The sequence below is a fragment of the Burkholderia sp. BC1 genome (genome assembly GCF_052683555.1).
Window position 1 is genome coordinate 44,447 of the sequence record NZ_JBQYLP010000006.1, and the last position, 24,815, is coordinate 69,261.

The 24,815-nt window shown below is 68.7% G+C and carries 25 protein-coding genes; 11 read left to right on the forward strand and 14 right to left on the reverse strand.

Annotated elements, in window-relative coordinates; translation table 11 throughout:
- Positions 1 to 55 precede the first annotated feature (55 nt).
- The 5 genes from pssA to ACSHSS_RS04845 all read right to left on the reverse strand — a co-directional run bounded on the left by pssA (position 56) and on the right by ACSHSS_RS04845 (position 5,205).
- Positions 56 to 928, reverse strand: a complete 873-nt coding sequence (pssA, locus tag ACSHSS_RS04825) for a CDP-diacylglycerol--serine O-phosphatidyltransferase (RefSeq protein WP_006398784.1) — start codon at positions 926 to 928, stop codon at positions 56 to 58.
- A 15-nt stretch (positions 929 to 943) separates the two neighbouring features.
- Complete coding sequence (locus tag ACSHSS_RS04830) at positions 944 to 1,588, reverse strand: phosphatidylserine decarboxylase (protein WP_006398783.1); 645 nt, start codon at positions 1,586 to 1,588, stop codon at positions 944 to 946.
- Between the two features lie 127 nt (positions 1,589 to 1,715).
- Positions 1,716 to 2,732, reverse strand: a complete 1,017-nt coding sequence (gene ilvC, locus ACSHSS_RS04835) for a ketol-acid reductoisomerase (RefSeq protein WP_006398782.1) — start codon at positions 2,730 to 2,732, stop codon at positions 1,716 to 1,718.
- A gap of 106 nt (positions 2,733 to 2,838) precedes the next feature.
- On the reverse strand, positions 2,839 to 3,330 hold the full coding sequence (gene ilvN / locus ACSHSS_RS04840) for an acetolactate synthase small subunit (RefSeq protein ID WP_006398781.1): 492 nt from the start codon (positions 3,328 to 3,330) through the stop codon (positions 2,839 to 2,841).
- Positions 3,331 to 3,441: 111 nt separating this feature from the next.
- On the reverse strand, positions 3,442 to 5,205 hold the full coding sequence (locus ACSHSS_RS04845; protein ID WP_035488715.1) for an acetolactate synthase 3 catalytic subunit: 1,764 nt from the start codon (positions 5,203 to 5,205) through the stop codon (positions 3,442 to 3,444).
- A 354-nt stretch (positions 5,206 to 5,559) separates the two neighbouring features.
- Here ACSHSS_RS04845 and ACSHSS_RS04850 point away from each other — a divergent pair, with 354 nt between their 5' ends.
- The 11 genes from ACSHSS_RS04850 (at position 5,560) to ACSHSS_RS04900 (ending at position 15,037) form a co-directional block, all read left to right on the forward strand.
- The gene (locus ACSHSS_RS04850; RefSeq protein ID WP_012213003.1) at positions 5,560 to 6,123 is read left to right on the forward strand and encodes an RNA polymerase sigma factor; all 564 of its coding nucleotides are present in this window, start codon (positions 5,560 to 5,562) and stop codon (positions 6,121 to 6,123) included.
- Positions 6,120 to 6,545, forward strand: coding sequence for a DUF3619 family protein (locus ACSHSS_RS04855; protein ID WP_006398778.1), 426 nt, complete (start codon positions 6,120 to 6,122; stop codon positions 6,543 to 6,545). The genes ACSHSS_RS04850 and ACSHSS_RS04855 overlap by 4 nt, the downstream gene beginning before the upstream one ends.
- A 26-nt stretch (positions 6,546 to 6,571) precedes the next feature.
- Positions 6,572 to 7,339, forward strand: a complete 768-nt coding sequence (locus ACSHSS_RS04860; RefSeq protein ID WP_445544621.1) for a DUF3106 domain-containing protein — start codon at positions 6,572 to 6,574, stop codon at positions 7,337 to 7,339.
- Positions 7,340 to 7,345: 6 nt separating this feature from the next.
- Positions 7,346 to 7,852, forward strand: a complete 507-nt coding sequence (locus ACSHSS_RS04865; protein WP_006398776.1) for an RDD family protein — start codon at positions 7,346 to 7,348, stop codon at positions 7,850 to 7,852.
- Between the two features lie 222 nt (positions 7,853 to 8,074).
- Positions 8,075 to 9,013 carry a UDP-2,3-diacylglucosamine diphosphatase gene (locus ACSHSS_RS04870; RefSeq protein ID WP_006412635.1) on the forward strand — a complete coding sequence of 313 codons (939 nt, stop codon included), beginning with the start codon at positions 8,075 to 8,077 and terminating at the stop codon, positions 9,011 to 9,013.
- Between the two features lie 29 nt (positions 9,014 to 9,042).
- Positions 9,043 to 10,077 (forward strand): glycosyltransferase family 4 protein, encoded by a 1,035-nt coding sequence (locus tag ACSHSS_RS04875; RefSeq protein ID WP_054315690.1) that lies wholly within the window; start codon positions 9,043 to 9,045, stop codon positions 10,075 to 10,077.
- Complete coding sequence (locus tag ACSHSS_RS04880) at positions 10,074 to 10,610, forward strand: diacylglycerol kinase (protein WP_006398773.1); 537 nt, start codon at positions 10,074 to 10,076, stop codon at positions 10,608 to 10,610. Before ACSHSS_RS04875 ends, ACSHSS_RS04880 begins: the two co-directional genes overlap by 4 nt.
- Before the next feature lie 188 nt (positions 10,611 to 10,798).
- A complete protein-coding gene (locus tag ACSHSS_RS04885; protein WP_012212998.1) occupies positions 10,799 to 11,533 on the forward strand; it encodes a TetR/AcrR family transcriptional regulator in 735 nt (244 codons plus the stop codon).
- Positions 11,530 to 12,111, forward strand: coding sequence for an LOG family protein (locus ACSHSS_RS04890; protein WP_445544622.1), 582 nt, complete (start codon positions 11,530 to 11,532; stop codon positions 12,109 to 12,111). Before ACSHSS_RS04885 ends, ACSHSS_RS04890 begins: the two co-directional genes overlap by 4 nt.
- 25 nt (positions 12,112 to 12,136) lie before the next feature.
- Positions 12,137 to 12,898, forward strand: coding sequence for an SDR family oxidoreductase (locus tag ACSHSS_RS04895; protein WP_006398770.1), 762 nt, complete (start codon positions 12,137 to 12,139; stop codon positions 12,896 to 12,898).
- Between the two features lie 243 nt (positions 12,899 to 13,141).
- Positions 13,142 to 15,037, forward strand: a complete 1,896-nt coding sequence (locus tag ACSHSS_RS04900; RefSeq protein WP_445544623.1) for an ArnT family glycosyltransferase — start codon at positions 13,142 to 13,144, stop codon at positions 15,035 to 15,037.
- Positions 15,038 to 15,059: 22 nt separating this feature from the next.
- Here the strand turns inward: ACSHSS_RS04900 and ACSHSS_RS04905 are convergent, their stop codons facing one another.
- The 9 genes from ACSHSS_RS04905 to ACSHSS_RS04945 form a co-directional block, all read right to left on the reverse strand.
- On the reverse strand, positions 15,060 to 15,677 hold the full coding sequence (locus tag ACSHSS_RS04905) for a DUF924 family protein (protein WP_059787196.1): 618 nt from the start codon (positions 15,675 to 15,677) through the stop codon (positions 15,060 to 15,062).
- The gene (locus ACSHSS_RS04910; RefSeq protein ID WP_006398766.1) at positions 15,674 to 16,405 is read right to left on the reverse strand and encodes an alanyl-tRNA editing protein; all 732 of its coding nucleotides are present in this window, start codon (positions 16,403 to 16,405) and stop codon (positions 15,674 to 15,676) included. The genes ACSHSS_RS04905 and ACSHSS_RS04910 overlap by 4 nt, the downstream gene beginning before the upstream one ends.
- A 102-nt stretch (positions 16,406 to 16,507) precedes the next feature.
- Complete coding sequence (locus ACSHSS_RS04915) at positions 16,508 to 16,918, reverse strand: group II truncated hemoglobin (protein ID WP_006398765.1); 411 nt, start codon at positions 16,916 to 16,918, stop codon at positions 16,508 to 16,510.
- A gap of 43 nt (positions 16,919 to 16,961) precedes the next feature.
- Positions 16,962 to 19,457 (reverse strand): ABC transporter permease, encoded by a 2,496-nt coding sequence (locus tag ACSHSS_RS04920; RefSeq protein ID WP_445544631.1) that lies wholly within the window; start codon positions 19,455 to 19,457, stop codon positions 16,962 to 16,964.
- Between the two features lie 92 nt (positions 19,458 to 19,549).
- A complete protein-coding gene (locus tag ACSHSS_RS04925; protein ID WP_006398763.1) occupies positions 19,550 to 20,167 on the reverse strand; it encodes a DUF4126 domain-containing protein in 618 nt (205 codons plus the stop codon).
- A 214-nt stretch (positions 20,168 to 20,381) separates the two neighbouring features.
- A complete protein-coding gene (gene sugE, locus ACSHSS_RS04930; protein WP_006398760.1) occupies positions 20,382 to 20,702 on the reverse strand; it encodes a quaternary ammonium compound efflux SMR transporter SugE in 321 nt (106 codons plus the stop codon).
- Between the two features lie 111 nt (positions 20,703 to 20,813).
- A complete protein-coding gene (locus tag ACSHSS_RS04935; protein WP_006413175.1) occupies positions 20,814 to 21,101 on the reverse strand; it encodes a putative hemolysin in 288 nt (95 codons plus the stop codon).
- A 145-nt stretch (positions 21,102 to 21,246) separates the two neighbouring features.
- The gene (kdpE, locus tag ACSHSS_RS04940) at positions 21,247 to 21,945 is read right to left on the reverse strand and encodes a two-component system response regulator KdpE (RefSeq protein ID WP_006398756.1); all 699 of its coding nucleotides are present in this window, start codon (positions 21,943 to 21,945) and stop codon (positions 21,247 to 21,249) included.
- Entirely contained in the window at positions 21,938 to 24,793 is a 2,856-nt protein-coding gene (locus ACSHSS_RS04945) for a DUF4118 domain-containing protein (RefSeq protein ID WP_445544624.1), read from the reverse strand. The genes kdpE and ACSHSS_RS04945 overlap by 8 nt, the downstream gene beginning before the upstream one ends.
- Positions 24,794 to 24,815: the final 22 nt, after the last annotated feature.

The window sequence follows — 24,815 nt, forward strand, 5'->3', positions numbered from 1 at the left end:
AAGGGACAAATAAAAACGGCGGCCTCGAGGCCGCCGTTGCATGCAGCGCGATGCGTCAGTGATCGCGCTGCGACGAGCGCGCGGGATTGGCGCGTCCGCGTACGGCCATGTAGGCCCAGAACACGTAGCCGGACAGCCCGTACAGCACGAACAGGCAGAACAGCATCAGCGGCGGATCGGACGACACCAGCACGAACGCGACGACGACGAGCAGGATCGCCGCGAACGGCACGCGGTGGCGAACGTCGAGCGCCTTGCCGCTGTAGAACGGCGCGTTCGACACCATCGTCACGCCTGCGTAGATCGTCAGCGCGAACGCGACCCACGGCAGCCAGCCGAGCTTCATCGGCACGCGGTTGTCGGTCGCGAGCCAGACGAAACCGGCAATCAGCGCGGCGGCGGCGGGGCTCGGCAGGCCCTGGAAGAAACGCTTGTCGACGACGCCGATATTCGTGTTGAAACGCGCGAGACGCAGCGCGGCGCCCGAGCAGTAGACGAATGCGGCGAGCCAGCCCCAGCGGCCGAGATCCTTCAGCACCCACTCGTACATCACGAGCGCCGGCGCGACGCCGAACGACACCATGTCCGACAGGCTGTCGAATTGCTCGCCGAAGGCGCTCTGCGTATGCGTCATCCGCGCGACGCGGCCGTCCATCCCGTCGAGCACCATCGCGACGAAGATCGCGATCGCGGCGATTTCGAACCGCACGTTCATCGCCTGCACGACCGCGAAAAAGCCGCAGAACAGCGCGGCCGTCGTGAACGCGTTCGGCAGCAGATAGATGCCGCGCGTCTTCAGGAACCGCTGGCGCGCGGCGCGGCGGCTCTCGATCGGTGCCGGCTCGGGCGTGAGCGCCTTGTTGCGGCGGAACGAGCGCGGCGGCTGGTTGACGCCGTTGCGCGGGCGGCGCGGTTTGAATGCGGCCATCGTGCGCCTCGCCGCTTACTGTTCGAGCTCGGCGAGGATCGTCGACGACGCGTACACCTTCTCGCCGATCGACACCTTCGCGCGGCTGCCGAGCGGCAGATACACGTCGACGCGCGAACCGAAGCGGATGAAACCGTAGCGCTGACCGCGCGACAGCGGCTCGCCGGCACGCACGTAGCAGAGAATCCGGCGCGCGATGAGGCCGGCGATCTGCACGGACGTCACGGTCTTGCCGCTTGCCGTCTGGATCACGACCGCGTTGCGCTCGTTTTCCGTCGACGCCTTGTCGATCGCCGCGTTCAGGAACGCGCCCGGGAAGTATTCGACCTTCGTGATCGCGCCGTCGACGGGCGAACGCTGCGAGTGCACGTTGAAGACATTCATGAACACGCTGATCTTCAGCGCTTCGCGGTTCGCATACGGATCGTGCGCGGTCTCGACCGCGACGATGCGGCCGTCCGCGGGGCACAGCACCGCATTCGGCTGCGCCGGGATCGGGCGCTGCGGATCGCGGAAGAACTGGACGACGAAAACGAGCAGGAGCCAGAACGGCCACGCGAAGCCGAAGCCCCCGACGGCATGGATCAACAGCGCGATGACGGCTGCAATCGCGATGAACGGCCAGCCTTCGCGCGCGATGATCGGATGAGGATAGTTCATGGATTCGTTCTGTGTTCGGTGAATTGCAAAGCACGTAGCATAGCAAAAGCCGCCCGGGGCACTGCTGCCTTCGGGCGGCTTTTTGACACCGACCCTCCGTTCGAAGGGCCGGAACAGCACGCGGTGCTTAGTTCTTCGTCTGGTCGACGAGCTTGTTCTTCGCGATCCACGGCATCATCGCGCGCAGCTTCGCGCCGACCTGCTCGATCTGGTGCTCGGCCGTCAGGCGGCGACGCGACTGCAGCGTCGGTGCGCCCGCCTTGTTTTCCAGAATGAAGCTCTTCGCGTATTCGCCGGTCTGGATGTCGGTCAGGCACTGCTTCATCGCCTTCTTCGTCTCTTCGGTGACGACGCGCGGGCCCGTCACGTACTCGCCGTACTCGGCGTTGTTCGAGATCGAGTAGTTCATGTTCGCGATGCCGCCTTCGTAGATCAGGTCGACGATCAGCTTCAGCTCGTGCAGGCATTCGAAGTACGCCATTTCCGGCGCGTAGCCCGCTTCGACCAGCGTTTCGAAGCCGGCCTTGATCAGCTCGACGGTACCGCCGCACAGCACGGCCTGCTCGCCGAACAGGTCGGTTTCCGTCTCTTCACGGAAGTTCGTCTCGATGATGCCGGCACGGCCGCCGCCGTTCGCTGCCGCGTACGACAGCGCGATGTCGCGCGCCGCGCCCGACTTGTTCTGCGCCACGGCGATCAGGTGCGGCACGCCGCCACCTTGCGAGTACGTGCCGCGCACGGTGTGGCCCGGTGCCTTCGGCGCGATCATGATCACGTCGAGGTCGGCGCGCGGGATCACCTGGCCGTAATGGACGTTGAAGCCGTGCGCGAATGCGAGCGCCGCGCCCTGCTTGATGTTCGCATGCACTTCCTTCGCGTAGACGTCGGCGATCTGCTCGTCCGGCAGCAGCATCATCACGACGTCGGCGCCCTTCACCGCTTCCGCGATTTCCTTCACCGCGAGGCCCGCGTTCTCGGCCTTGCTCCACGACGCGCCACCCTTGCGCAGACCGACCGTCACGTTCACGCCGCTGTCCTTCAGGTTCAGTGCGTGTGCGTGGCCTTGCGAGCCGTAGCCGATGATCGTGACTTGCTTGCCCTTGATGAGGGAGAGGTCGGCGTCTTTGTCGTAGAAAACGTTCATGGTGGTTCCTTCGCTAATTCAAAAATTCAACGATTCGTTCAAATGGAGTACTGCGGGCCGGGACCTGACGGCGCACCCGGCGTGCCGTGCGGCGTACCGCCCGGCATCACACCTTCAGGATGCGCTCGCCCCGTCCGATGCCGGAGCTGCCGGTGCGCACGGTCTCGAGGATCGCACCCGCGTCCAGCCCCTGGATGAATGCGTCGAGCTTGTCGCTCGCGCCCGTCAATTCGATCGTGTAGGTCTTCTCGGTCACGTCGATGATGCGGCCGCGGAAAATATCCGACATCCGCTTCATTTCTTCGCGCTCCTTGCCCACTGCACGGACCTTGATCAGCATCAGCTCGCGTTCGATGTGTGCACCGTCGGTCAGGTCCACCACTTTCACCACCTCGATCAGGCGGTTCAGATGCTTCGTGATCTGTTCGATCACGTCGTCGGAGCCAATGGATACGATGGTGAGCCGCGACAGCGATTGGTCTTCGGTCGGCGCCACCGTCAAGGTTTCGATGTTGTAGCCGCGTGCGGAAAACAGACCGACCACGCGCGACAGCGCGCCCGGTTCGTTTTCCAGCAGGACGGAAATGATGTGTCTCATGTTCGCTTCTTCCAGAATGTGTCCGTGTCGATTCACTCGCGCCGCGCGCCGCCCGGTGCCGCACCGCCCTTCGTGAAGGCGGCCGCCTCGCGCGCTGCGCGCGTCGCGCCGTTACAGATCTTCCGATCCGAGCAGCATCTCCGTGATGCCCTTGCCGGCCTGGACCATCGGCCAGACGTTTTCGGTCGGATCGGTCTGGAAGTCGAGAAACACGGTGCGGTCCTTCAGGCGCAGCGCTTCCTTCAGCGCCGGCTCCACATCCGAAGTCTTTTCGATCCGCATCCCGACGTGGCCGTACGCTTCGGCGAGCTTCACGAAATCGGGCAGCGCATCCATGTACGAATGCGAATAGCGCTTGCTGTATTCGATCTGCTGCCACTGGCGGACCATGCCGAGGTAGCGGTTGTTCAGCGAAATGATCTTCACGGGCGTGTCGTACTGCAGGCAGGTCGACAGTTCCTGGATGCACATCTGGATCGAGCCTTCGCCCGTGATGCACAGCACGTCGTCGTCCGGGTGCGCCATCTTGACGCCCATCGCCGCCGGCAGGCCGAAGCCCATCGTGCCGAGCCCGCCGGAATTGATCCAGCGGCGCGGCTTGTTGAAACGGTAGAACTGCGCAGCCCACATCTGGTGCTGGCCGACGTCGGAGCACACGAACGCGTTGCCGTCCGTCAGCTCCCACGCCTTCTCGACCACGTACTGCGGCTTGATGATCTCGCTCTCGCGGTCGTACTTCAGGCAGTCCTTCGCGCGCCAGCTCTCGATGTCCTTCCACCATTGCGCGAGCGCTTCGGTGTCGGGGCCGTGCTCGGCCGTCTGCAGCTGCTCGATCAGTTCCTTCAGCACTTCCTTCACGTCGCCGACGATCGGGATGTCGACCTTCACGCGCTTCGAGATCGACGACGGGTCGATGTCGATGTGGATGATCTTGCGCGGACGCGATGCGAAGTGCGCCGGATCGCCGATCACGCGATCGTCGAAGCGTGCGCCGATCGCGATCAGCACGTCGCAGTGCTGCATCGCCATGTTGGCTTCGTACGTGCCGTGCATGCCGAGCATGCCGAGGAATTTCTTGTCGGAGGCGCGATAGCCGCCGAGGCCCATCAGCGTGTTCGTGACCGGATAGCCGAGCAGATCCGCGAACTGGTTCAGCTCGCGCGACGCATCGGCGAGGATGATGCCGCCGCCCGTATAGATGTACGGACGCTTGGCCGACAGCAGCAGCGACACGGCCTTGCGGATCTGGCCCGAGTGGCCCTTCGTGACGGGGTTATACGAACGCAGCGACACGCTCTTGACGGGCTCGTACTGGCACGGCGTCTTCGAGATGTCCTTCGGGATGTCGATCAGCACCGGGCCCGGACGGCCGGTGCGTGCGATGTAGAACGCCTTCTTGACGGTCTCCGCGAGGTCGCGCACGTCCTTCACGAGGAAGTTGTGCTTCACGCACGGACGCGTGATGCCGACCGTATCGCATTCCTGGAACGCGTCCTGGCCGATCGCGGCGGTGGGCACCTGGCCGCTGATCACGACCATCGGGATCGAATCCATGTAGGCCGTCGCGATGCCGGTGACCGCGTTCGTCACGCCGGGGCCCGACGTCACGAGGCACACGCCGACCTTGCCGGTGGAGCGCGCATACGCATCGGCTGCGTGCACGGCCGCCTGTTCGTGGCGCACCAGCACGTGCTGAATCTTGTCCTGCTTGTAAAGCTCGTCGTAGATATAGAGAACCGAGCCGCCGGGATAGCCCCAGATGAATTCGACGTTTTCGTCGGCCAGTGCCTTCATGAGCACGGTGGCGCCGATGGAGTCGCTATCGGGAGGGGAAAGGGGTTCCGACGTGGAGAATTCCGCGCTGGGCATGTTCATTTTGACCTTTCGAATTTTCGGCAAAAAATTGATCGGGTGCTCTCTGCCGGGCTTGTGGCTCGGGTTCAAGCGGCGCGTCCAGTTGAAGGGCGGGCTTCATGGGCCAGCCTCAAATGAGACCATCACTTCATGTTGCGAATCGCCGACGATAGCGGCTCGCCGATGCGCCGTCAAGCAAAATATCCCGCAGCGCATCATGCGCGGCCGGGCACGCACGGCCGGCGCGGCTCGCGCACAACGCGTACGCCGCGCGTCGGTGCCAAGCGGCGCGAAAATTTGTTAGCATCCGCGGGTTTTACGAAATTTTTCGACCTTTCACACCACGCAGCGGTCCGCAGCGCATACCTTCACGGAATGGCATCAGACAAGGAACTCGCCGACTTTCTGGCGGGCGTCGAAAGGCGCGCGTTCAAGCAGGCTGCGTACGCGGTGCGTGACGACGATGCGTCGCTGGACATCGTGCAGGACGCGATGATCAAGCTGGCGGAGAAATACGGCGACCGGCCGGCGGCCGAGCTGCCGCTGCTGTTCCAGCGGATTCTGCAGAACGCGATCCACGACTGGTTTCGCCGGCAGAAGGTCCGCAACACGTGGGTCACGCTGTTCTCGTCGCTCAATACCACCGACGACGACGATTTCGACCCGCTCGAAACGCTCGAAACCGCGGACGACAATCCCGGCGTGGAGAGCAGCGAGCACCGCCTCGAGCGTGAACAGGTTCTGGCCCTGATCGACGAAGAGATCCAGAAATTGCCGGCGCGTCAACGGGAAGCGTTCCTGATGCGTTACTGGGAAGATATGGATGTCGCCGAGACTGCAGCCGCGATGGGATGCTCCGAAGGCAGCGTCAAGACGCATTGCTCGCGAGCCACCCACGCCCTGGCGCTAGCGCTCAAGGCCAAAGGAATCACGCTATGAGCTCCGCTCCCGCAAACCGAGAACTCGAATTCGCGCTGAAGGTGCGTCGCGCGCTCGACGAGCGCGCGGCCGCGCTGCCCGGCGCCACCACCGAGCGGCTGGCCGCGGCCCGCCGCGCCGCGCTCGCGCGCAAGAAACCCGAAGCGGCTACCGCACCGGTGTTCGTCCCCGCCTTCGCCGGTGCGGCCGGCGCGCATGCGCCCGTCCGCGCGAACCGTCCGCAGGCGTCGTTCGCGCGCCGCCTGCTGCGCGCATGGCCGCTCGCGCTGCTGCTGGCCGGGCTCGTCGGCATCGCGTACTGGGAAGACATGCAGCGCACCGCCGAGCTCGCCGACATCGACGCGGCCATGCTCAGCGACGACCTGCCGCTCAACGCCTATCTCGACCACGGGTTCAACGCGTATCTTTCGCACGCACGCTAACAGACAACAACGAGGGGATCGCACGGGTGAGTCAGAAGCGCGGCCTGGCCGTATTTTTCGGATGCGTGATCGCAGTCGCCGTGTCGTACGTGGCCACGTATCCGCGATTCCACCCGACACCCGCCGCGACGACCGCCGCGGCGACCAGCACGCCCGCGCCGTCGTCGGCGGCCGCCGCGCTCGGCGCCGATATCGCGCCTCTGCCGCTCCCGCTGCCGGTCGCCAACGGCCCGCTCTCGTGGGCGCGCCTGAGCGCGGCGCAACGCGAGGCGCTCGCGCCGTTCGCCGATCAGTGGGACGGCTTCAGCGATGCGCGCAAGCGCAAATGGCTGAAGATCGCGTCACGTTTCCAGAAAATGACGCCTGAAGCGCAAAAGCGCCTGCAGGCCCGCATGTCCGAATGGGCGCGAATGACGCCCGAGCAGCGCCGCGTCGCGCGCGAGAACTACCAGAGCGCGAAGGCGCTGTCCGCGCAGGCGCGCGAACGCGCGTGGAAGGCCTATCAGCAGCTGCCGCCGGAACAGAAGGAACGTCTCGCGGCCGCCGAGCGCCGTCGCCGGCCGAGCGTCGTCAGCGCGCCGCCGACCGGCGCCGATCGCGACGTGCGCCGGATCGTCAACGGGCGCGTGCAGCCGGCCAGCAGCCCGGTCGTCGTGCCGGCGCCGGCGTCGGCATCGGCCGGCACCGCGACGCCGCCGGCCGTCGCGTCGTCGAGCGCCGGTACGACGTCCGCCCCCGCGACCGTGACGCCGGTGTCGCCGGCGGACGCGCCGTCGCTCTTCAAAGGCTCCTGAGCGGCCGTGGCCGACACGTCCGCCCTCCCCGCCGCGGCCGCCGTGCCGTCCGTCCGCCGGCGGCTCGCCGCGATGCTCTACGAGGCCGTGCTGCTGTTCGGCGTCGTATTCTTCGCGGGCCTCGCGTTCGGCCTCGCGACGCAGCAACGCAACGGCCTCGTCCATCACAACCTGCTCGCCGCCTGGATCGCGCTCGTCGTCGGCGCGTATTTCGTCTGGTTCTGGACGCACGGCGGCCAGACGCTGCCGATGAAGACCTGGCGGCTGCGGCTCGAAGCCGCGAACGGCCGGCCGCTGAGCGCCGGTCACGCAATCGTCCGCTATGCGCTCGGCTGGCTGTGGTTCCTGCCGCCGCTCGCGCTGCACCCGCTGCTCGGGCTGTCCGTGCCCGTCACGCTCGCGCTCGCGGCCGCATGGATCGTCGTCTGGGCCGGCGCGGCACGGCTGCACGCGGATCGCCAGTTTCCGCACGACCGGCTCGCGCGCACGCGCATCGTCGCGATGCCGCGCTGACGCCGCGCGCGACATCGTTCGAGCCGCACGCATCCGTCCGACGAAAACGCCGGCCCGCTCGGTCGCGCGGGCCGCGCCCACGTCGAGCGCGCGCCGCGCAACAGCGCGACATTCACTGCTAAACACGCCGCACGGCACGTAATAAGAACGTCTTGTGACTGTCATGGCGCAGTCACGCCCGCATGGCGCAATGCCTGTCATGTCAACCGGCGCGAGTCATGCATGGGCCAGAAAACGTCCGCGACCTCCCTGTTCCGTCACCCTTTCGGCGCCCGCGCCGCCACCGCGTTCCTGTCCGGCGCCGCCGCGACCGACACGCCGTCGCGCGACACGGCGCCCGCCGAGCCCGTCTCGCGACACGACGATCCGGCGCCGCCCGCGCACCGCTACCGCACCATCTGGCTGTCCGATATCCATCTCGGCTCGAGCGGCTGCCAGGCGTCGTATCTGCTCGACTTCCTGCGCCACAACGAGTCGGAATACCTGTATCTGGTCGGCGACATCATCGACGGCTGGCAACTGAAGAAGGGCTGGTACTGGCCGCAGGCGCACAACGACGTCGTGCAGAAGATCCTGCGCAAGGCGCGCAAGGGCACGCAGGTCGTCTACATCCCCGGCAATCATGACGAGGGCGCGCGGCAGTTCTGCGACCTCGCGTTCGGCGACATCCAGGTGCGCGGCGAAGCGTTCCATACGACGCTCGCAGGCAAACGTTTGTGGATCGTGCACGGCGACCTGTTCGACGGCGTGATCCAGCACGCGAAATGGCTCGCGTATCTCGGCGACACGCTCTACACGCTGATCCTCGTGCTGAACCGCTGGTTCAACCGGATCCGCAGCCGGCTCGGCTTCCAGTACTGGTCGCTGTCGCAGTACCTGAAGCATCAGGTCAAGAACGCCGTGAACTTCATCTCGCAGTTCGAGAGCGTGATGACCGACGAAGCGCGCCGGCGCGGCTGCGACGGCGTCGTGTGCGGACACATCCACAAGGCCGAGATCCGCGACATCGACGGCGTGCTGTATTGCAACGACGGCGACTGGGTCGAAAGTCTGTCCGCGCTCGTCGAAACGCTGGAAGGCGAACTGAAGATCGTCTACTGGACGGTGATGCGCACCGCACCGTCCGCCGCCCCGGCGCGCAAGACGCGCGCCGCGGCCTGACCTCCACCTCTTACAGGACACATGCCGCGATGAAGATCATGATCGTCACCGACGCGTGGGAACCGCAGGTCAACGGCGTCGTGCGCACGCTGAAGAGCACGTCGCGCGAGCTCACCGCGCTCGGCCACCGCGTCGAACTGCTGACGCCGCTCGAATTCCGCACGGTGCCCTGCCCGACCTATCCCGAAATCCGCCTGTCGATCCTGCCGTACCGCAAGCTGCGCGAACGGATCGACGCGTTCGCACCGGACGCGCTGCACATCGCGACCGAAGGCCCGCTCGGCCTCGCCGCGCGCCGCTACGCGCGCGCACGCAAGCTGCCGTTCACGACCGCCTATCACACGCGCTTTCCCGAATACGTGCAGGCGCGCTTCGGGATTCCGCTCGCGGCGACCTACCGCTTCCTGCGCTGGTTCCACGGCCCGTCGCTCGCGGTGATGGCGCCGACGCCCGTGGTTCGGCAGGATCTCGAAAAGTACGGGTTCACGAACGTCGTGCTGTGGACGCGCGGCGTCGACCTCGACATCTTCCGGCCGATGGACTCGAAGGTGCTCAATACCGCGCGGCCGATCTTCCTGTACGTCGGGCGCGTCGCGATCGAGAAGAACGTCGAGGCATTCCTGCGTCTCGATCTGCCGGGCTCGAAGTGGGTCGCCGGCGAAGGTCCGGCGCTCGCCGAGCTGAAGTCGCGCTATCCGGAGGCGAACTATCTCGGCGTGCTGTCGCAGGCCGAACTCGCGAAGGTGTATGCTGCGGCCGACGTGTTCGTGTTCCCGAGTCGCACCGACACGTTCGGCCTCGTGCTGCTCGAGGCGCTCGCCTGCGGCACGCCGGTCGCCGCCTATCCGGTGACGGGCCCGATCGACGTGCTCGGCGACGGCGGCGCCGGCGCGATGCACGAGGATCTGCAGGAAGCCTGCCTCGAAGCGCTGAAGATCGAGCGCTCGACCGCGCGCGCGTGGGCCGAGCGCTTCTCGTGGCGCGCGGCGTCCGAGCAGTTCGCGTCGCACCTGAAGCCGCTGCCGAAGACCGCGTACTCGCCTGCCGAAGGTGCCGCCGTTTGAAACGAGACCTGCACGACAAGACCGCGCTGCCCGCCGCGATGCCGACACGGCACGGGCCGTTCGACGAGGACGACGCGCATGCCGACACGGACGCGCATGCGCACGAACCGCTCGGCCCCGACGATCCGCTGTCGCCGCTGCCGCCGAATCCGTACAAGCGCCACCGCGGGATCACGCGCGCATGGTACGCGCTCAAGCATTCGCTGAACGGCTTTCGCGTCGCGATTCGCGAAGAAAGCGCGTTTCGTCAGGAGCTCACGCTGGCCGCGCTGATGCTGCCGATCGGTGCATTCGCACCGGTGCCGGCCGCGTCGCGCGCGCTGCTGATCGGCTCGGTGCTGCTCGTGCTGATCGTCGAGCTGCTGAATTCGAGCGTCGAAGCCGCGATCGATCGCATCTCGCTCGAGCGCCACGAGCTGTCCAAACGCGCGAAGGACCTCGGCAGCGCGGCCGTGACGGTCGCGCTGTTCGCCTGCGTGACGACGTGGGGCTTCGTGCTCGGGCCGGTCGTCGCGCGCTGGCTCGGCTTCTAGGCACGCACACGCACTATCCGCGTGCGGCGCTGCACCATCCGCGCGATGCGCATTGAATCACGAAATGCGCGCGGTGTCGCGAAACCCCGGTTTATAATCGTCCGCTAGATTCAGCACAGCAACCCGCGCCGGACGAATCCGCAGCATCTGCAGCGCCCGCCAGTCCGGCACACACAGGGCCGGACGACATGGAAGCGAAACCTCCCCGCCGCACCCGCGAACGGATTCTCGAGTTGTCGTTGAAACTCTTCAACGAGATCGGCGAACCGAACGTCACGACGACGACGATCGCCGAGGAAATGGAAATCAGTCCAGGCAACCTGTACTACCATTTCCGCAACAAGGACGACATCATCAACAGCATCTTCGCGCAGTTCGAGCAGCAGATCGAACGGCGTCTGCGCTTCCCCGAAGATCACCGTCCGACGATCGACGAAACCTGGTCGTATCTGCAGTACATGGCCGATTTCATGTGGACCTACCGGTTCCTGTATCGCGACCTGAACGACCTGCTCGCCCGCAACCGCACGCTGGAGACGCACTTCAAGCAAATCATCAGCCACAAGGTGCGCTTCGCGCGCGAGATGTGCGAACTGCTCGTGTCCGATGCGGAGATGGTCGCGACGCCCGCCGAAATCGAAGTGATCGCAACCAACATGGCCGTGATCTCGACGTACTGGCTGTCGTATCAGTACGTCATGCATCCGCGCAAGTACAACGACCAGGACGCGATCCGCGAGGAGCTGCACCAGGTCAGCATGCACGTGATCTCCGTGATGGCGCCGTATCTGCGCGGGCGCTCGCGCCAGCTGTTCGACGATCTCGTGTCCGGCAAGCTGCCGAAGCGCGAATTCACCGACTACCTGCCGCCGCGCGACGGTTCGCCGCGGGCGTCGGCGGCCGCGAAGGACACGAAGCAATGAAGGCTGTTTGCGTTTACTGCGGGTCCGCGTCCGGCGCGCGCCCCGTCTATACCGAAGCGGCACGCGCATTCGGCCGCGCGCTCGTCGACGCGGGCCTCACGCTCATCTACGGCGGCGGCCGCGTGGGGCTGATGGGCGTGATCGCCGACGAAGTGATGGCGGCCGGCGGCCGTGCGGTCGGCGTGATTCCGGAACTGCTCGTCGACAAGGAAGTCGGCCACACGGGGCTGTCCGAGCTGCACGTCGTGCCCGACATGCATCACCGCAAGAAGATGATGGCCGACCTCGCCGATGCGTTCGTCGCGATGCCGGGCGGCGCCGGGACGCTCGAGGAGTTCTTCGAGGTCTATACGTGGGCGCAGCTCGGCTATCACCGCAAGCCGGTCGCGCTGTACAACATCGATTCGTTCTACGATCCGCTGATCGCGCTGCTGCGTCATACGGTCGACGAAGGCTTCATGCGCTCGACCTATTTCGACGCGCTCTGCATCGACTCGCAGCCGGCCGGGCTGATCGACCGGCTGCGCCGCTATCAGCCGCCCGCCCGCGACAAGTGGGCGCAGGACGCCGCGAAATAACCCGTTCCACCCGGAGCCGCCCGCGATGACCGCACCGTCCGACCGCAAGGCCGTTCTCATCACCGGCGCGAGCCGCGGCATCGGCCGCGCGACGGCCGTGCTCGCGGCCGCACGCGGCTGGGACGTCGGCATCAACTATGCGCGCGACGCAGCAGCGGCCGAACAGACCGCGCAGGCCGTGCGCGATGCGGGCGGACGCGCGTGCGTCGTCGCCGGCGACGTCGCGAACGAAGCCGACGTCGTCGCGATGTTCGACGCGGTCGCGGCCGCGTTCGGCCGGCTCGATGCGCTCGTCAACAATGCAGGCATCGTCGCGCCGTCGATGCCGCTCGCCGACATGCCGCTCGACCGGCTCACGCGGATGTTCGACACGAACGTGCTCGGTGCCTATCTGTGCGCGCGCGAAGCCGCGCGCCGCCTGTCGACCGATCGCGGCGGCCGCGGCGGCGCGATCGTCAACGTGTCGTCGATCGCCGCGCGGCTCGGTTCGCCGAACGAATACGTCGACTACGCGGGCTCGAAAGGCGCCGTCGACACGCTGACCGTCGGCCTCGCCAAGGAACTCGGCCCGCATGGCGTGCGCGTCAATGCGGTGCGTCCGGGCCTGATCGAGACCGAGATTCACGCGAGCGGCGGCCAGCCCGGCCGCGCCGCGCGCCTCGGCGCACAATCGCCGCTCGGCCGCGCCGGCGAAGCGCATGAAGTCGCCGAAGCGATCGTCTGGCTGCTCAGCGACGCCGCGTCGTATACGACCGGCACACTGCTCGACGTCGGCGGCGGCCGATAGGCGCGCTTGCCCGTCGTACCGCGCCCGATAACCGCGCCGCGCGTTGCGGCCCCGATCCGTCACGACACCACAAATCTCCACAATTCCGTGACGGTTCCTGTAAACATCCGTAACAATTTCGTGCTCTACTAGCGGCCAGTCAGACAGACGGCCGCGCCGTCCGTCCTTCGCCGCACCGATGCGGCCCTTTGCCGGTCCCCCGTCCGCTGCAGGACCGGCACGATCGACCCGAGATCCTTTTCCATGTCTGGAACCGCCACGTCCAGCCGGCGACGCACGTCCGTGCCCGCCCCGGCTCAGCACGTCCGTTCGGCCGGCACCGCCGGCGCCGACCTCGCCGACACGCACGATGCCGGCGCCGCGACCGCGCACGCCGCGACCGATGCGGCGCGCAGCGGCGGCCTTGCGCGGCTCGGCTGGCGCGCCTGGCTGCTGGCCGCGATCGTGTTCTGTGCGTACGCGCTGCCGGGCGTGCTCGGCCACGACCCGTGGAAGCAGGACGAGACCTATACGTTCGGCATCATCCAGCACATGCTCGAGACCGGCGATCTCATCGTGCCCACCAATGCGGGCCAGCCGTTCATGGAAAAGCCGCCGCTCTACGCGTGGGTCGCGACGAGCCTCGCGTGGCTGCTGCAGCGCGTGATGCCGCTGCACGATGCGGCGCGAATCGCGAGCGCGCTGTTCGTCGCGCTCGCGTTCGCATTCGTCGCACGCGCGGCGCGCGTCGCCCATCGCGCGGACAGCGTGTTCGACCTGCGCGTGATCGGCACGGTCGCGCTCTGCGCGAGCACGCTCGTCGTGATCAAGCACGTGCACGACATGATGACCGACGTCGCGCTGCTGGCCGGTACCGCGATGGGCTTCTGCGGACTGCTCGAACTCGTGATCGCGCATACCGCCGACGCGCGCCGCGTCCGGCATGGACTGCCCGCGCGGCGCGCGAACCGCTGGGCCGCGCCGTTGTTCGGCGCGGGCGTCGGCATCGCGCTGATGGCGAAGGGGCTGTTCGTGCCGCTCGTGTTCGCCGCGACGCTCGTCGCAGTGCTCGCGCTCTACCCTGCCTGCCGGTCGCGCGCGTTCGCACGTGCGCTCGGCGTGGCCGCGATCGTGTTCGCGCCGTTCGCGCTCGTGTGGCCGACCGCGCTGCTGATGCGCTCCGAGACGCTGTTCGCCGCCTGGTTCTGGGACAACAACGTCGGCCGCTTCTTCGGCTTCTCGGTGCCCGAGCTCGGCGCGGAAAACGACAAGCCGCTCTTCATCGTGCGCGCCTTCCTGACGATCGGCTTCCCGGTCGCGCCGCTCGCGCTCGTGGCCGTCGCGCGCGGCGCTTGGCGCGACTGGCGCGCGCCGCGCATCGCGCTGCCGCTGCTGTTCGCCGGCATCGGCCTCACGGTGCTGCAGATCTCCGCGACGTCGCGCCAGCTCTATATCCTGCCGTTCTGTGCGCCGCTCGCGCTGGTCGCCGCGCTGGCCGTCGAGCGGCTGCCGTACCGGCTGCATACCGCGTGGGACTATCTGAGCCGCGTGCTGTTCGGCACCGTGGTCGGGCTCGCGTGGGCGATCTGGTCGATCATGGCCGATTCGTCCGCGTCGCGCGAACGGCTCGCGCCGCTCGGCCGCTGGCTGCCGCTCGACTGGACGATCCCGGTCGAACCCGCGCTCGTCGCCGGCGCGCTCGCGCTGACGCTCGGCTGGCTGTCGCTCCTGCCGCTGCTGCGCACGGCCGGCCGCTGGCGCGGCGTGCTGTCGTGGGCCGCCGGTGCGCTCGTCGCGTGGGGGCTCGTCTATACGCTGCTGCTGCCGTGGCTCGACGTCGCGAAAAGCTACCGGTCGGTGTTCGACGATCTGAACGCGCATCTCGCGCTCGAATGGAACGACGGCGACTGCATGGCGAGCCTGCACGGGCTCGGCGAATCGGAAGCGCCGATGCTCTATTACTTCTCCGGCATCGAGCACATCCCGACCGACGACGCGAAGGCAACGCGCTGCACGTGGATGATCGTGCAGGGCGTGCGGGCCGTCGATCCGGCGCCCGGCAGCGAATGGAAACTGTTCTGGTCCGGCGCGCGGCCCGGCGACGACGCCGAGTTGCTGCGCGTCTACGTGCGCACGCCCGAGGAGCAGTACGAGCCGTGATCGGCGCCGGCGCCGCCGGCCATCAGAACGACGAACCGGGCTGCCGCAGAAACGCCGCCTCTTCGTCGGTCGACGCGCGGCCGAGAATCGCGTTCCGATGCGGAAAGCGCCCGAACCGCGCGATCACGGCCGCATGCCGCAGCGCGAAGTCGTGATAGCCGGCGCAGCCGGCCTCGTCGCGGATGCCCGCGCATAGCCGCACGGCCTCGCGCTGACTCTCGTCGGCTTCGTCGTGCTCGAACGGCAGATACGCAAACGCGCGATGATGGCCGCTCGGCAACTGCGCATCCCACCCTGCCGACACGATGCGGCGCGCCAGCGCGAGCGCCTTCTTGTCGGCCGCGAACGCGCGCGGTGTGCCGCGATGAATGTTGCGCGAGAACTGGTCGAGCACGACGATCAGCGCGAGCGCGCCGAGCGGCGTCGCGGCCCAGTGATCGCACGCGCCTTCGCAGGCGGCATCGTGCAGCGCGCCGAAGCGCGCACGCAGCGCGTCGTCGAACGCCGCGCCGCCCTTGAACCAGATCTTGCGCGCGTGGCCGAATTCGGCCGAGCCCGGCTCGCCGAACCAGAAGTCGAGCACCTCGCGCGCGCGCGGATCGAGTGCCGCCGTGTCGTTCGCCGCTGCGTCGCGCGTCATGCGAACTCCAGCACGAGGCGCCGCGTGCGCGCGCTCTTCTTTTCCAGCTTCGCGACGCGCAGCGCACCGATCTCCGACGTGTTGCGCACGTGCGTGCCGCCGCACGGCTGCAGATCGACACCGTCGATGCGCAGCAGCCGCACGCGGCCGAGCCCCATCGGCGGCTTCACGCTCATCGTGCGCACGAGCTCCGGCCGCGCGGCCATCTCTTCGTCGGTGATCCATTCGGTCGTGACGGGATGCGCGCCGCGCACGAGCTCCGCGAGGCGTCGCTCGACGTCGTCGCGATCGATCGCATCGGACGTCGCGAAGTCGAGCCGCACGTAGTCGGCCGTCACGCTGCAGCCGTCGACCGCGTACGGCAGCACCGCGCACATCAGATGCGCGGCCGTATGCAGCCGCATGTGCCGATAGCGGCGCGCCCAGTCGATCGTCGCGATCACGCGCGTGCCCGGCGCAAGCGCCGCGACATCTGCGTCCTGCCCCGGCGCGGGTACGTGGACCGCGTCGTCCGGTGTCGCGCCGTCGAACTTCGCCTTGCGCGTGTCGGCAATCGCGATCGTGCTGCCGTCGGGCAGCGTCAACGTGCCGGCGTCGCCGGCCTGGCCGCCGCCGAGCGGATAGAACACCGTGCGGTCGAGCCGGATGCCGTCGTCGCCGACGGCCTCGACGATCGCTTCGCAGTGCGCGAGATAGGCGTCGTCGCGAAACAGCGCTTGTGTCGTCATCGGGCAGATCTCGTATCCAAGGGAAAGCGGACAGTATCGCGCCGCGGCGCGCCTCGGCCCAGCGCCGATCGCCGCGCGCGAGAGCGGCGGCGTACCGGTCGATCAACCGGGCCGGTTGCGCATCCAGTCGGCCGTGTCGTAGAACGAATGCATGAGCCGCTCGCGCAGCGGCTCGGGCAGCCCGACGTCCTCCATGGCCCACGCCATGCAGCGCAGCCACTGGTCGCGCTCGACCGACGCGATCGGGAACGGCAGATGGCGCGCGCGCAGCCGCGGATGGCCGAACCGGCTGATGTAGTGATCGGGGCCGCCAAGCCAGCCGCACAGGAACCAGAACAGCTTGTCGCGCGAGCCGTCGAGCGACGCCGGATGCAGCGCTCGGATCTGCGCGAACTCGGGCTCGAGGTCCATCAGGTCGTAGAAGCGGTCCACCATTTCGCGCACGCGGGCTTCGCCGCCCACGAGCTCGAAGGCCGTCGGCTGCGACGGCGCATCGTCATTCACATCGGTCATACGGATAGTCTGAATCAGGATCGTCGGAAGCCGCCGGCCACGCTCACGCGTCGCGCAGCGACTGCAGCGCGGGGCGCCGCAGCACATTATGCAGGCTCAGCCAGCCGGCCGCACCGGCGCATGCGACGCCGGCCGCGATGCCGGCCGGCACGAGCCACGGATCGACGGCGAGCGCGAAGTCGAACACGCGCGACGCGAGCACCCAGCCGACCGCGATCGCGCCGCCCGCCGCGAGCACGCCGGCGAGCGCGCCGACGACCACGAACTCCGCGCGCTGCACCGCGTTGACCTGCGCACGCGACGCGCCGAGCGCGCGCAGCAGCGCGGCCTCGCGCACGCGTTCGTCGCGCGAGCCGGCAAGCGCGGTGTACAGCACAAGCACGCCGGCCGCGAGCGTGAACGCGAACAGGAACTGCACCGCGCCGACCACCTGCAGCATCATGCGCTGCAGCTGCGCGAGGATCGGCGCGACGTCGATCGCGGTCAGGTTCGGATAGCGTGCGATCAGCGGATCGAGCAGCGCCGCGTCGGAGGCCGGCAGATGGAAGCTCGTCAGATAGACGGTCGGGAAATCCTTCAGCACCGCGGGCGGCATCAGCACGAAGAAGTTGACGCGGAACGTGCCCCAGTCGAGCTTGCGCACGCTCGTGACCGGCGCATCGACGGTCAGGCCCGTCACGTCGAAGCGAAGCACGTCGCCGCGCTTCACGTTCAGCGTCTTCGCGAGGCCGGCCTCGATCGAAATCTGCGGCGTCGACGCGCTGCCGAACCACTCGCCTTCGACGATCCGGTTGTCGGACGGCAGCACGGTCGTATACGACAGGTTGAACTCGCGATCGACGAGCCGGCGTGCTTCGTCGGACCGATAGGCGTCGGGGTTCACCGGCTTGCCGTTGATCGCGACGAGCCGGCCGCGCACCATCGGCGCCGGCACCGCGTCGCGCACGCCGTGCGCGGCGAGATAGGCGGCGACGTCGTCGCGCTGGTCGGGCTGGATGTCGATCAGAAACTGGTTCGGTGCATCGCGCGGCATCGACGCGCGCCAGCCGGCGACCAGATCGTTGCGCGTGATCGCGATCAGCAAGAGGCACATCAGCCCGAGCGCAAGTGCGGTGATCTGCAGCGCGCTCGCGGTTCCGCGCCGATGCAGCGACGCGAGCGCATAGCGCCAGCCGACGCCCGCGCTCACGCGCGCGTTGCGCACCGCGCGCGCGGCCGCGAACAGCGCGAGCCGCGCGATCAGCGCAAAACCGACCAGCGCGCCCGCGAAGCCGCCCGCGACGATCAGGCCGAGCGTCAGGTTGCCGGCGGCGGCGATCAGCAGCCCGGCGAACAGCACGACGCCGAGCGCATAGGCGGCCCACGCGGTGCGCGACGCGTCGCCCCAGTCGCGGCGCAGCACGCGCACGGGCGGCACGCGCGTGAGCGGCGCGAGCGGCGGCAGCGCGAAACCGAGCAGCAGCACCAGCGCGGCGCCGATGCCGACGAGCGCGGGCCACGGCGTCGGCGCCGGCAGCACGACGTCGATCAGCCCGCCCAATGCGGCAAGCAGCACCCAGTGGCCGCCGTAGCCGAGCGCCGCGCCCGCGAGGCCCGACACGACGCCGACACCCGCGAATTCGAGCGCGAACAGCGCACCGAGCGTGCGGCGGCTCACGCCGAGGCAGCGCATCGTCGCGCAACCGTCGAGGTGGCGCCGCATATAGCGCTGCGCCGCCATCGCGATCGCGACCGCCGCGAGCAGCGCGGTCAAAAGCGCGACGAGCGTCAGGAAATGGCGCGCGCGATCGAGCGTCTGCCGCACCTGAGGCTGGCCCTCCTGCAGCGATTCGAGGCCGACGCCGCGCAGCTTGCCGCCGTCGACGCGCGCATGCGCATAGGCTTCGAAGCGCGCGACGGCCTGCTGCGCGCCCGCGACGAGCAGCCGGTACGTGACGCGGCTGCCGTAGCCGGCCAGCCCCGTCGCGGCCAGTTCGTCCGCACGCATCATCAGCCGCGGCGAGAAATTGACGAACGAGAAACCGCGATCGAGCTCGCGGGAAATCGAGGCGGCCACCGTGAAGGTACGCTGCCCGACGCGCACGGCGTCGCCGGGTTTCAGATGCAGCGCGTCGAGCAGCGCCGGGTCGGCCCACACCGTGCCGGGCGCCGGAATGGCGGTCGCCTTGCGCGCCGCCGTCGCGCCGGCCGGCACGATCTCGACCGCGCCGCGCAGCGGATACGCCGGCGACACGGCTTTCACGGCCGCGAGACGCGCGGGTGCCGCGTCGCCGCCCGACGTCGACGCGATCATGCTCGGGAAGATGGCCGTCGTCGCGGTGCGCAGTCCCAGCGCACGCGCTTCGCGATCGAACGACGGATCGACCGGATGATCGGCGCGGACGACGAAGTCGGCGCCGAGCATTTGCCGCGCATCGCGCTCGAGCCCCTGGCGCAGCCGGTCGGCGAGAAAGCCGACGCTCGTCAGCGCGGCGACGGCCAGTACCAGTGCGAGCACGAGCAGCGTCAGCTCGCCGGCGCGCCAGTCGCGCGCCGTCATCCGCGCGGCCTGGCGGATCAGGTCGCGCCGGCCGAAGCGGCCGGCCGGTGCAGTCGGGCGCAGATCAGTGCGCGCGGGCGTCGACGGCTCGGTCAATCGCGCTTGCCTCCGATCGAGTTCAGCCGCGACACCATATGCGTCGCCATCCCGCGAAAGCCGCCCGACACGCCGCGCCACAGCCGCGGCAGCGCCCAGGCCGAGCACGCGATGAACGCGACGAGCAGCACGAGGAACACGAGCGGCACGAAGAACGCGAGCGCGAGCCCGCCGAACACGAGGCCGTCCTCGGTCGACGATGCGACCCAGTTCGAGATCGGCTCCGGAGACAGGTTGATCAGCGCGCGCGTGCCGGCCTTCGCGACATGGGCGGCACCGGCAAGCGAGCCGCCCGCGAGGCCCGCGACCGCGAGCACGGTCGGATCGGCGTGGCCGAGTGCGCCGGCCGCGAGTACGGCGCCGGCCGGGATGCGGATGAAGGTATGCACGGCATCCCACAGCGAATCGAATGCGGGGATCTTGTCGGCGAGGAATTCGGTGACGGCCAGCACGGCGGCGGCGCCGATCACCCACGGCGAGGTCAGCACGGCGAGCGTATCGGGCAGATGCAGCCAGCCGACGCGTGCCAGCACGCCGGCGATCAGCACGGTGAGGTACAGGCGCAGGCCGCTCGCCCAAGCGAGCCCCGCGCCGAGCGAAATGGCTTCGATCATGGCCCTCTCCCTTGCACGTGCCGTGCCTTTGCCGATCGGCCGGGTCGAATCGATATATGCGGCCGCGCGGCGCGTGGCGGCCGAGGATGCCGCCGCGCCCGCGAACGGCGGCGAAACGGCTTTCAGACCCGAATGCGTTCCATTATAGACAGCGTATCGGTCCGGCCGCCGCAATTCCCCCATGCGGCGCACGGCGCGGCGGCCGGCGCAGGCCTCACGCGGCCGACGACAGCTTCAGGCCGATCAGCCCGACGACGATCAGCGCGGCGCTCGCGACGCGCGCGACGGTCAGCGCCTCGCCCATCATCACGATGCCGAACACGAACGCGCCGACGGCGCCGATGCCCGTCCAGACCGCATAGGCGGTGCCGAGCGGCAGCTGACGCATCGCGACCGCGAGCAGCCCGAAGCTGGCCAGCGCCGTGACGATCGTAAACACCGACGGGCCGAGCTTCGTGAAACCTTCCGACGACTTCATGCCGGCCGCCCATGCGACTTCCAGCAAACCGGCGATCAACAACAATACCCACGCCATCTCGACGCACTCCCTATCGGATGGGGCCGTCCCCGTTGAAGCGAATGACCCGGGGTCGTCCCCGGGCGGCGCGAGTATAGCAAGCCGCCGGCGCGCGCGTCGGCCGCGCGCTTACTGCGCGACACGCTTCGGCGCGACGCCGCCCACGCAGCGATCGTCGCGGTAGAGCGTCCATTCCTCGCACACGCGACCGTCCTTGAACACGCACATGCCGACCTGCCCGCGCGGCAGGCTGCGGATCACGTGCCGGCCGCCGAGCTTTTCGCAGTTGACCGATGCGGGGTTGGCCAGCGCCGGCCGGGACGTCTGCGCCGGCTGCTGCCCGGGCGGCAGCGGTTGCGCGAGCGCGCCGGACACGGCAAATGCCAAGGCGCAGGAGACAGCGAAACGGACGAGCATGGCACGCTCCTCGTTTATTGTTCCGGAACGGTCAGCATAACGGGGAATGGGCGGCGGTGTGCGGATCCGCGCGTGTCGAGGCGCGGCGGACACGATGCCGCGGAAGTCATACGAAATCCGCGCCGTGCCGCAGCGCGGGCCGCTTTCACGCGGCGCCGACGAGCCGGTAGCCGACGCCCGTTTCGGTGACGATATGCTCGGGCTGCGCGGGATCGCGCTCGAGCTTCTGGCGCAGGTGCGCCATGTAGATGCGCAGATAGTGATGGCTCTCGACGTGCGACGGCCCCCACACATCGCGCAACAGCTGACGGTGCGTGAGCACGCGCCCCGCGTGCCGTACGAGCGTCGCGAGCAGCCGGTATTCGAGCGGCGTCAGGTGGACGATTTCACCGTCGCGCCACACCTGGCGCAGCGCGAGATCGACGCTCACGGTGCCGAAACTGACCTTCGGCGATTCGTTCGCGCCGCCCTGGTTGCGCCGGCGCAGTTGCGCCCGGATCCGCGCGCGCAGCTCGGACACGCCGAACGGCTTGGTCAGGTAATCGTCGGCGCCCGCGTCGAGCGCGGCGACCTTCTCCTCTTCCTGCGTGCGCGCGGACAGCACGATCACCGGCACCTCGGACCAGCCGCGCAGTTCGCGGATCACGTCGAGCCCGTCGGTGTCGGGCAGGCCGAGATCGACGATCACGAGATCGGGCTGGCGCGTCGCCGCATCGATCAGCCCCTGCTTGCCCGTCTCGGCCTCGAACACGGCGATGTCCTCCTCTTCGAGCGCGGCGCGCACGAAGCGGCGGATCTGCTTTTCGTCCTCGATCAGAACGACGGTCAGGCTCGGTTCACTCATGGTCGGGCGATGGTTCGGAGGAGGATGGCGCGGGCAGCGCGTCGGGTTCGTCGTCGGGCGCGGCGGGCGTGTCGGGCGGCGTGTCGACCGGCAGCGTGAACCAGAAGCGCGCGCCCGTCACGCGGCCGTCGGGCGCGGTGCGGTTGAGCGCGCCGATTCTACCGCCGTGCGCCTCGACGATCGCGCGGCAGATCGCGAGGCCGAGCCCGATGCCCGGCGTCGCCGACTCCTTCTCGCCGCGCGTGAACTTGTCGAAGATCCGCGTTTCCATGCCGGGCGGCAAGCCGGGGCCGTGATCGTCGACATGCACGCGCACGAACGGTCTTGCGTCGGGCGCGCCGTCGTCGGTCGCGCGCTCGGCGCCGATCTCGATCGGCGTGTCGGGCGGCGTGTACTTCGCCGCGTTCTCGAACAGGTTGGTGAAGAGGCGCTCCATCAGCACCGCGTCCATCTGCAGCAGCGGCAGGTCGGACGGCAGCGCGACACGCACCGGATGGCGCGCGAGCACGCGCTTGCAGGCGGCCAGCGCCGCGCCGACCGTCTCCTCGAGCAGCGACCACTGGCGCTTGAGCTGCAGGCTGCCGGCCTGCAGCCGCGCCATGTCGAGCAGGTTCGTGACGATGCCGGTCATGCGCAGCGCCTCGTCGTGGATCGAGTCGACGAGCTCGCCCTCGCGCTGCGCGAGGCGCGCGGCAGCGGCCGCGTCCCCGGACGATGCGGCCGCGCGAGCGTTCGCGAGCATCGACGAGAAGCCGACGATCGTCGTGAGCGGCGTGCGCAGGTCGTGCGAGATCGCCGACAGCAGCGAGTTGCGCAACCGCTCGGATTCCATGCTGACGAGCGCGTCGCGCGCGATGTCGACGTAATGCACGCGCTCAAGCGCGAGTGCGATCTGCGCGGCGAACGCGTCGAGCATCCGCCGTTGCTCCGGTATCTCGAGCTCGCGCGGCTCGTTCGATGCCACGGCGAGCACGCCGCGCGTGCGCATCGGCGCCTTCAGCGGCAGATACAGCGCCGTCGTCGCGGGCAGCGTGTCGGTGCCGCGGCCGGCCGGCTTCTGCTGGTCGTACACCCACTGGCCGACGTCGCTGTCGAGCTCGGCACCCGTCAGCGTGACGGTCGCGTCGGGTTCCTCGATCTTCTGCTGCACCTGGTCCGCGCTGTCCGGCAGCAGGATCGCGACGCGCGCGCGGAACACCTCGCCGACGTGGCGGCTGCCGATCTCGACGATCTGTTCGGTCGTGAGCGCGGCGCCCAGCTCGCGCGCCATCGCATAGATCGCGCCGGTGCGGCGTTCGCGGCGCTGCGCGAGGTCGGCCTCGCGCGTGAGGCTCGACGTCAGGTGGCTGATCACGAGCGACGTCAAGAGCATCCCGAAGAAGGTCAGCAGGTACTGCGTGTCGCTGACCGACAGCGACATGCGCGGCGGCACGAAGAAGAAATCGAACGCGGCCACCGACAGAAACGACTGCAGCACGCCCGGGCCGCGGCCGAGCCGCACGGCGGAGAACACGACGCCGAGCAGGTACAGCATCACGAGATTGGTCAGGTCGAGCCGCTCGGCGACGACGCTCGCGACGACCGTGATCGCCGCGCAGATCGCGGCCGCGTACGCATAGTGGCGCGGCGGCGAACGATGGCCGCCGAGCCGCGCGAACGTGTCGCGCCAGTCGCGCACGCGCGCATCGAGCGGTGCCGCGCGCACCTCGTCGCTCGCCGACGCACGGATCAACATCAGGTCGACGTCGCCCGCGCACTCGGCGAGCTTGTCGCCGAACGGCCGTGCGAACCAGCGCGCGAGGCCGCTCTTCTGCGAGCCGCCCGCGACGAGCTTCGACACGTTGCGCACCTTCGCATAGCCGATCAGCGCGGCGACCGCATCGCTGCCGGCGAGCGTGGCCGTCTCCGCGCCGAGTTCGGCCGCGAGCTTCAGCGCGTCGAGCGTGCGCTGCCGCTCGGCATCGGGCAGCCGCTGCAGGCGCGGCGTCTCGACATAGACGGCAATCCAGTCGGCCTTCAGGCTCGCGGCGAGCCGCGCAGCCGCACGCACGAGCGTCGGCGCCTCGGCGCCGGGGCCGACGCAGACGAGCAAGCGTTCGCGCGCCTGCCAGATGCGCTGGATCGAGCGGTCTGCGCGGTATTCGCGCATCTGCGCGTCGACGCGATCGGCGGTGCGACGCAACGCCAGTTCGCGCAGCGCGATCAGGTTGCCCTTGCGGAAGAAGTTGCGCACCGCGCGCTCGGCCTGCTGCGCGAGATAGACCTTGCCGTCGCGCATCCGCGCGAGCAGCTCCTCGGCCGGCAGGTCGACCAGCGTGACTTCGTCGGCCGCATCGAACACGCGGTCGGGCACGGTCTCCCGGACGCGGATGCCGGTGATCGCGCCGACCACGTCGTTCAGGCTTTCAAGATGCTGGACGTTGACGGTCGTATAGACGTCGATGCCCGCGTCGAGCAGCTCGTAGACGTCCTGCCAGCGCTTCAGGTGGCGCGCGCCCTGCACGTTCGAATGCGCGAGTTCGTCGACGAGGATCAGCTGCGGCGCGCGCGCGAGCGCGGCGTCGAGATCGAATTCGGCGAGCGTGCGGCCGCGATAGTCGAGGCGCGCGAGCGGCAGCACGTCGAGGCCGTCGAGCAGCGCGGCGGTTTCGCCGCGGCCGTGCGTCTCGACGATGCCGACCACGACGTCGACGCCGTCCTGCCTGCGCTGGCGCGCGGCCTGCAGCATCGCATAGGTCTTGCCGACGCCGGCCGACGCGCCGAAGAAGATCTTGAGCCGGCCGCGCCGCTGCTTTTCCTCGTCGCGTTGCAGCTTGTCGAGCAGTTGGTCGGGATCGGGGCGGTTCATGCTGGCGGAAGGCGGAGCGCCC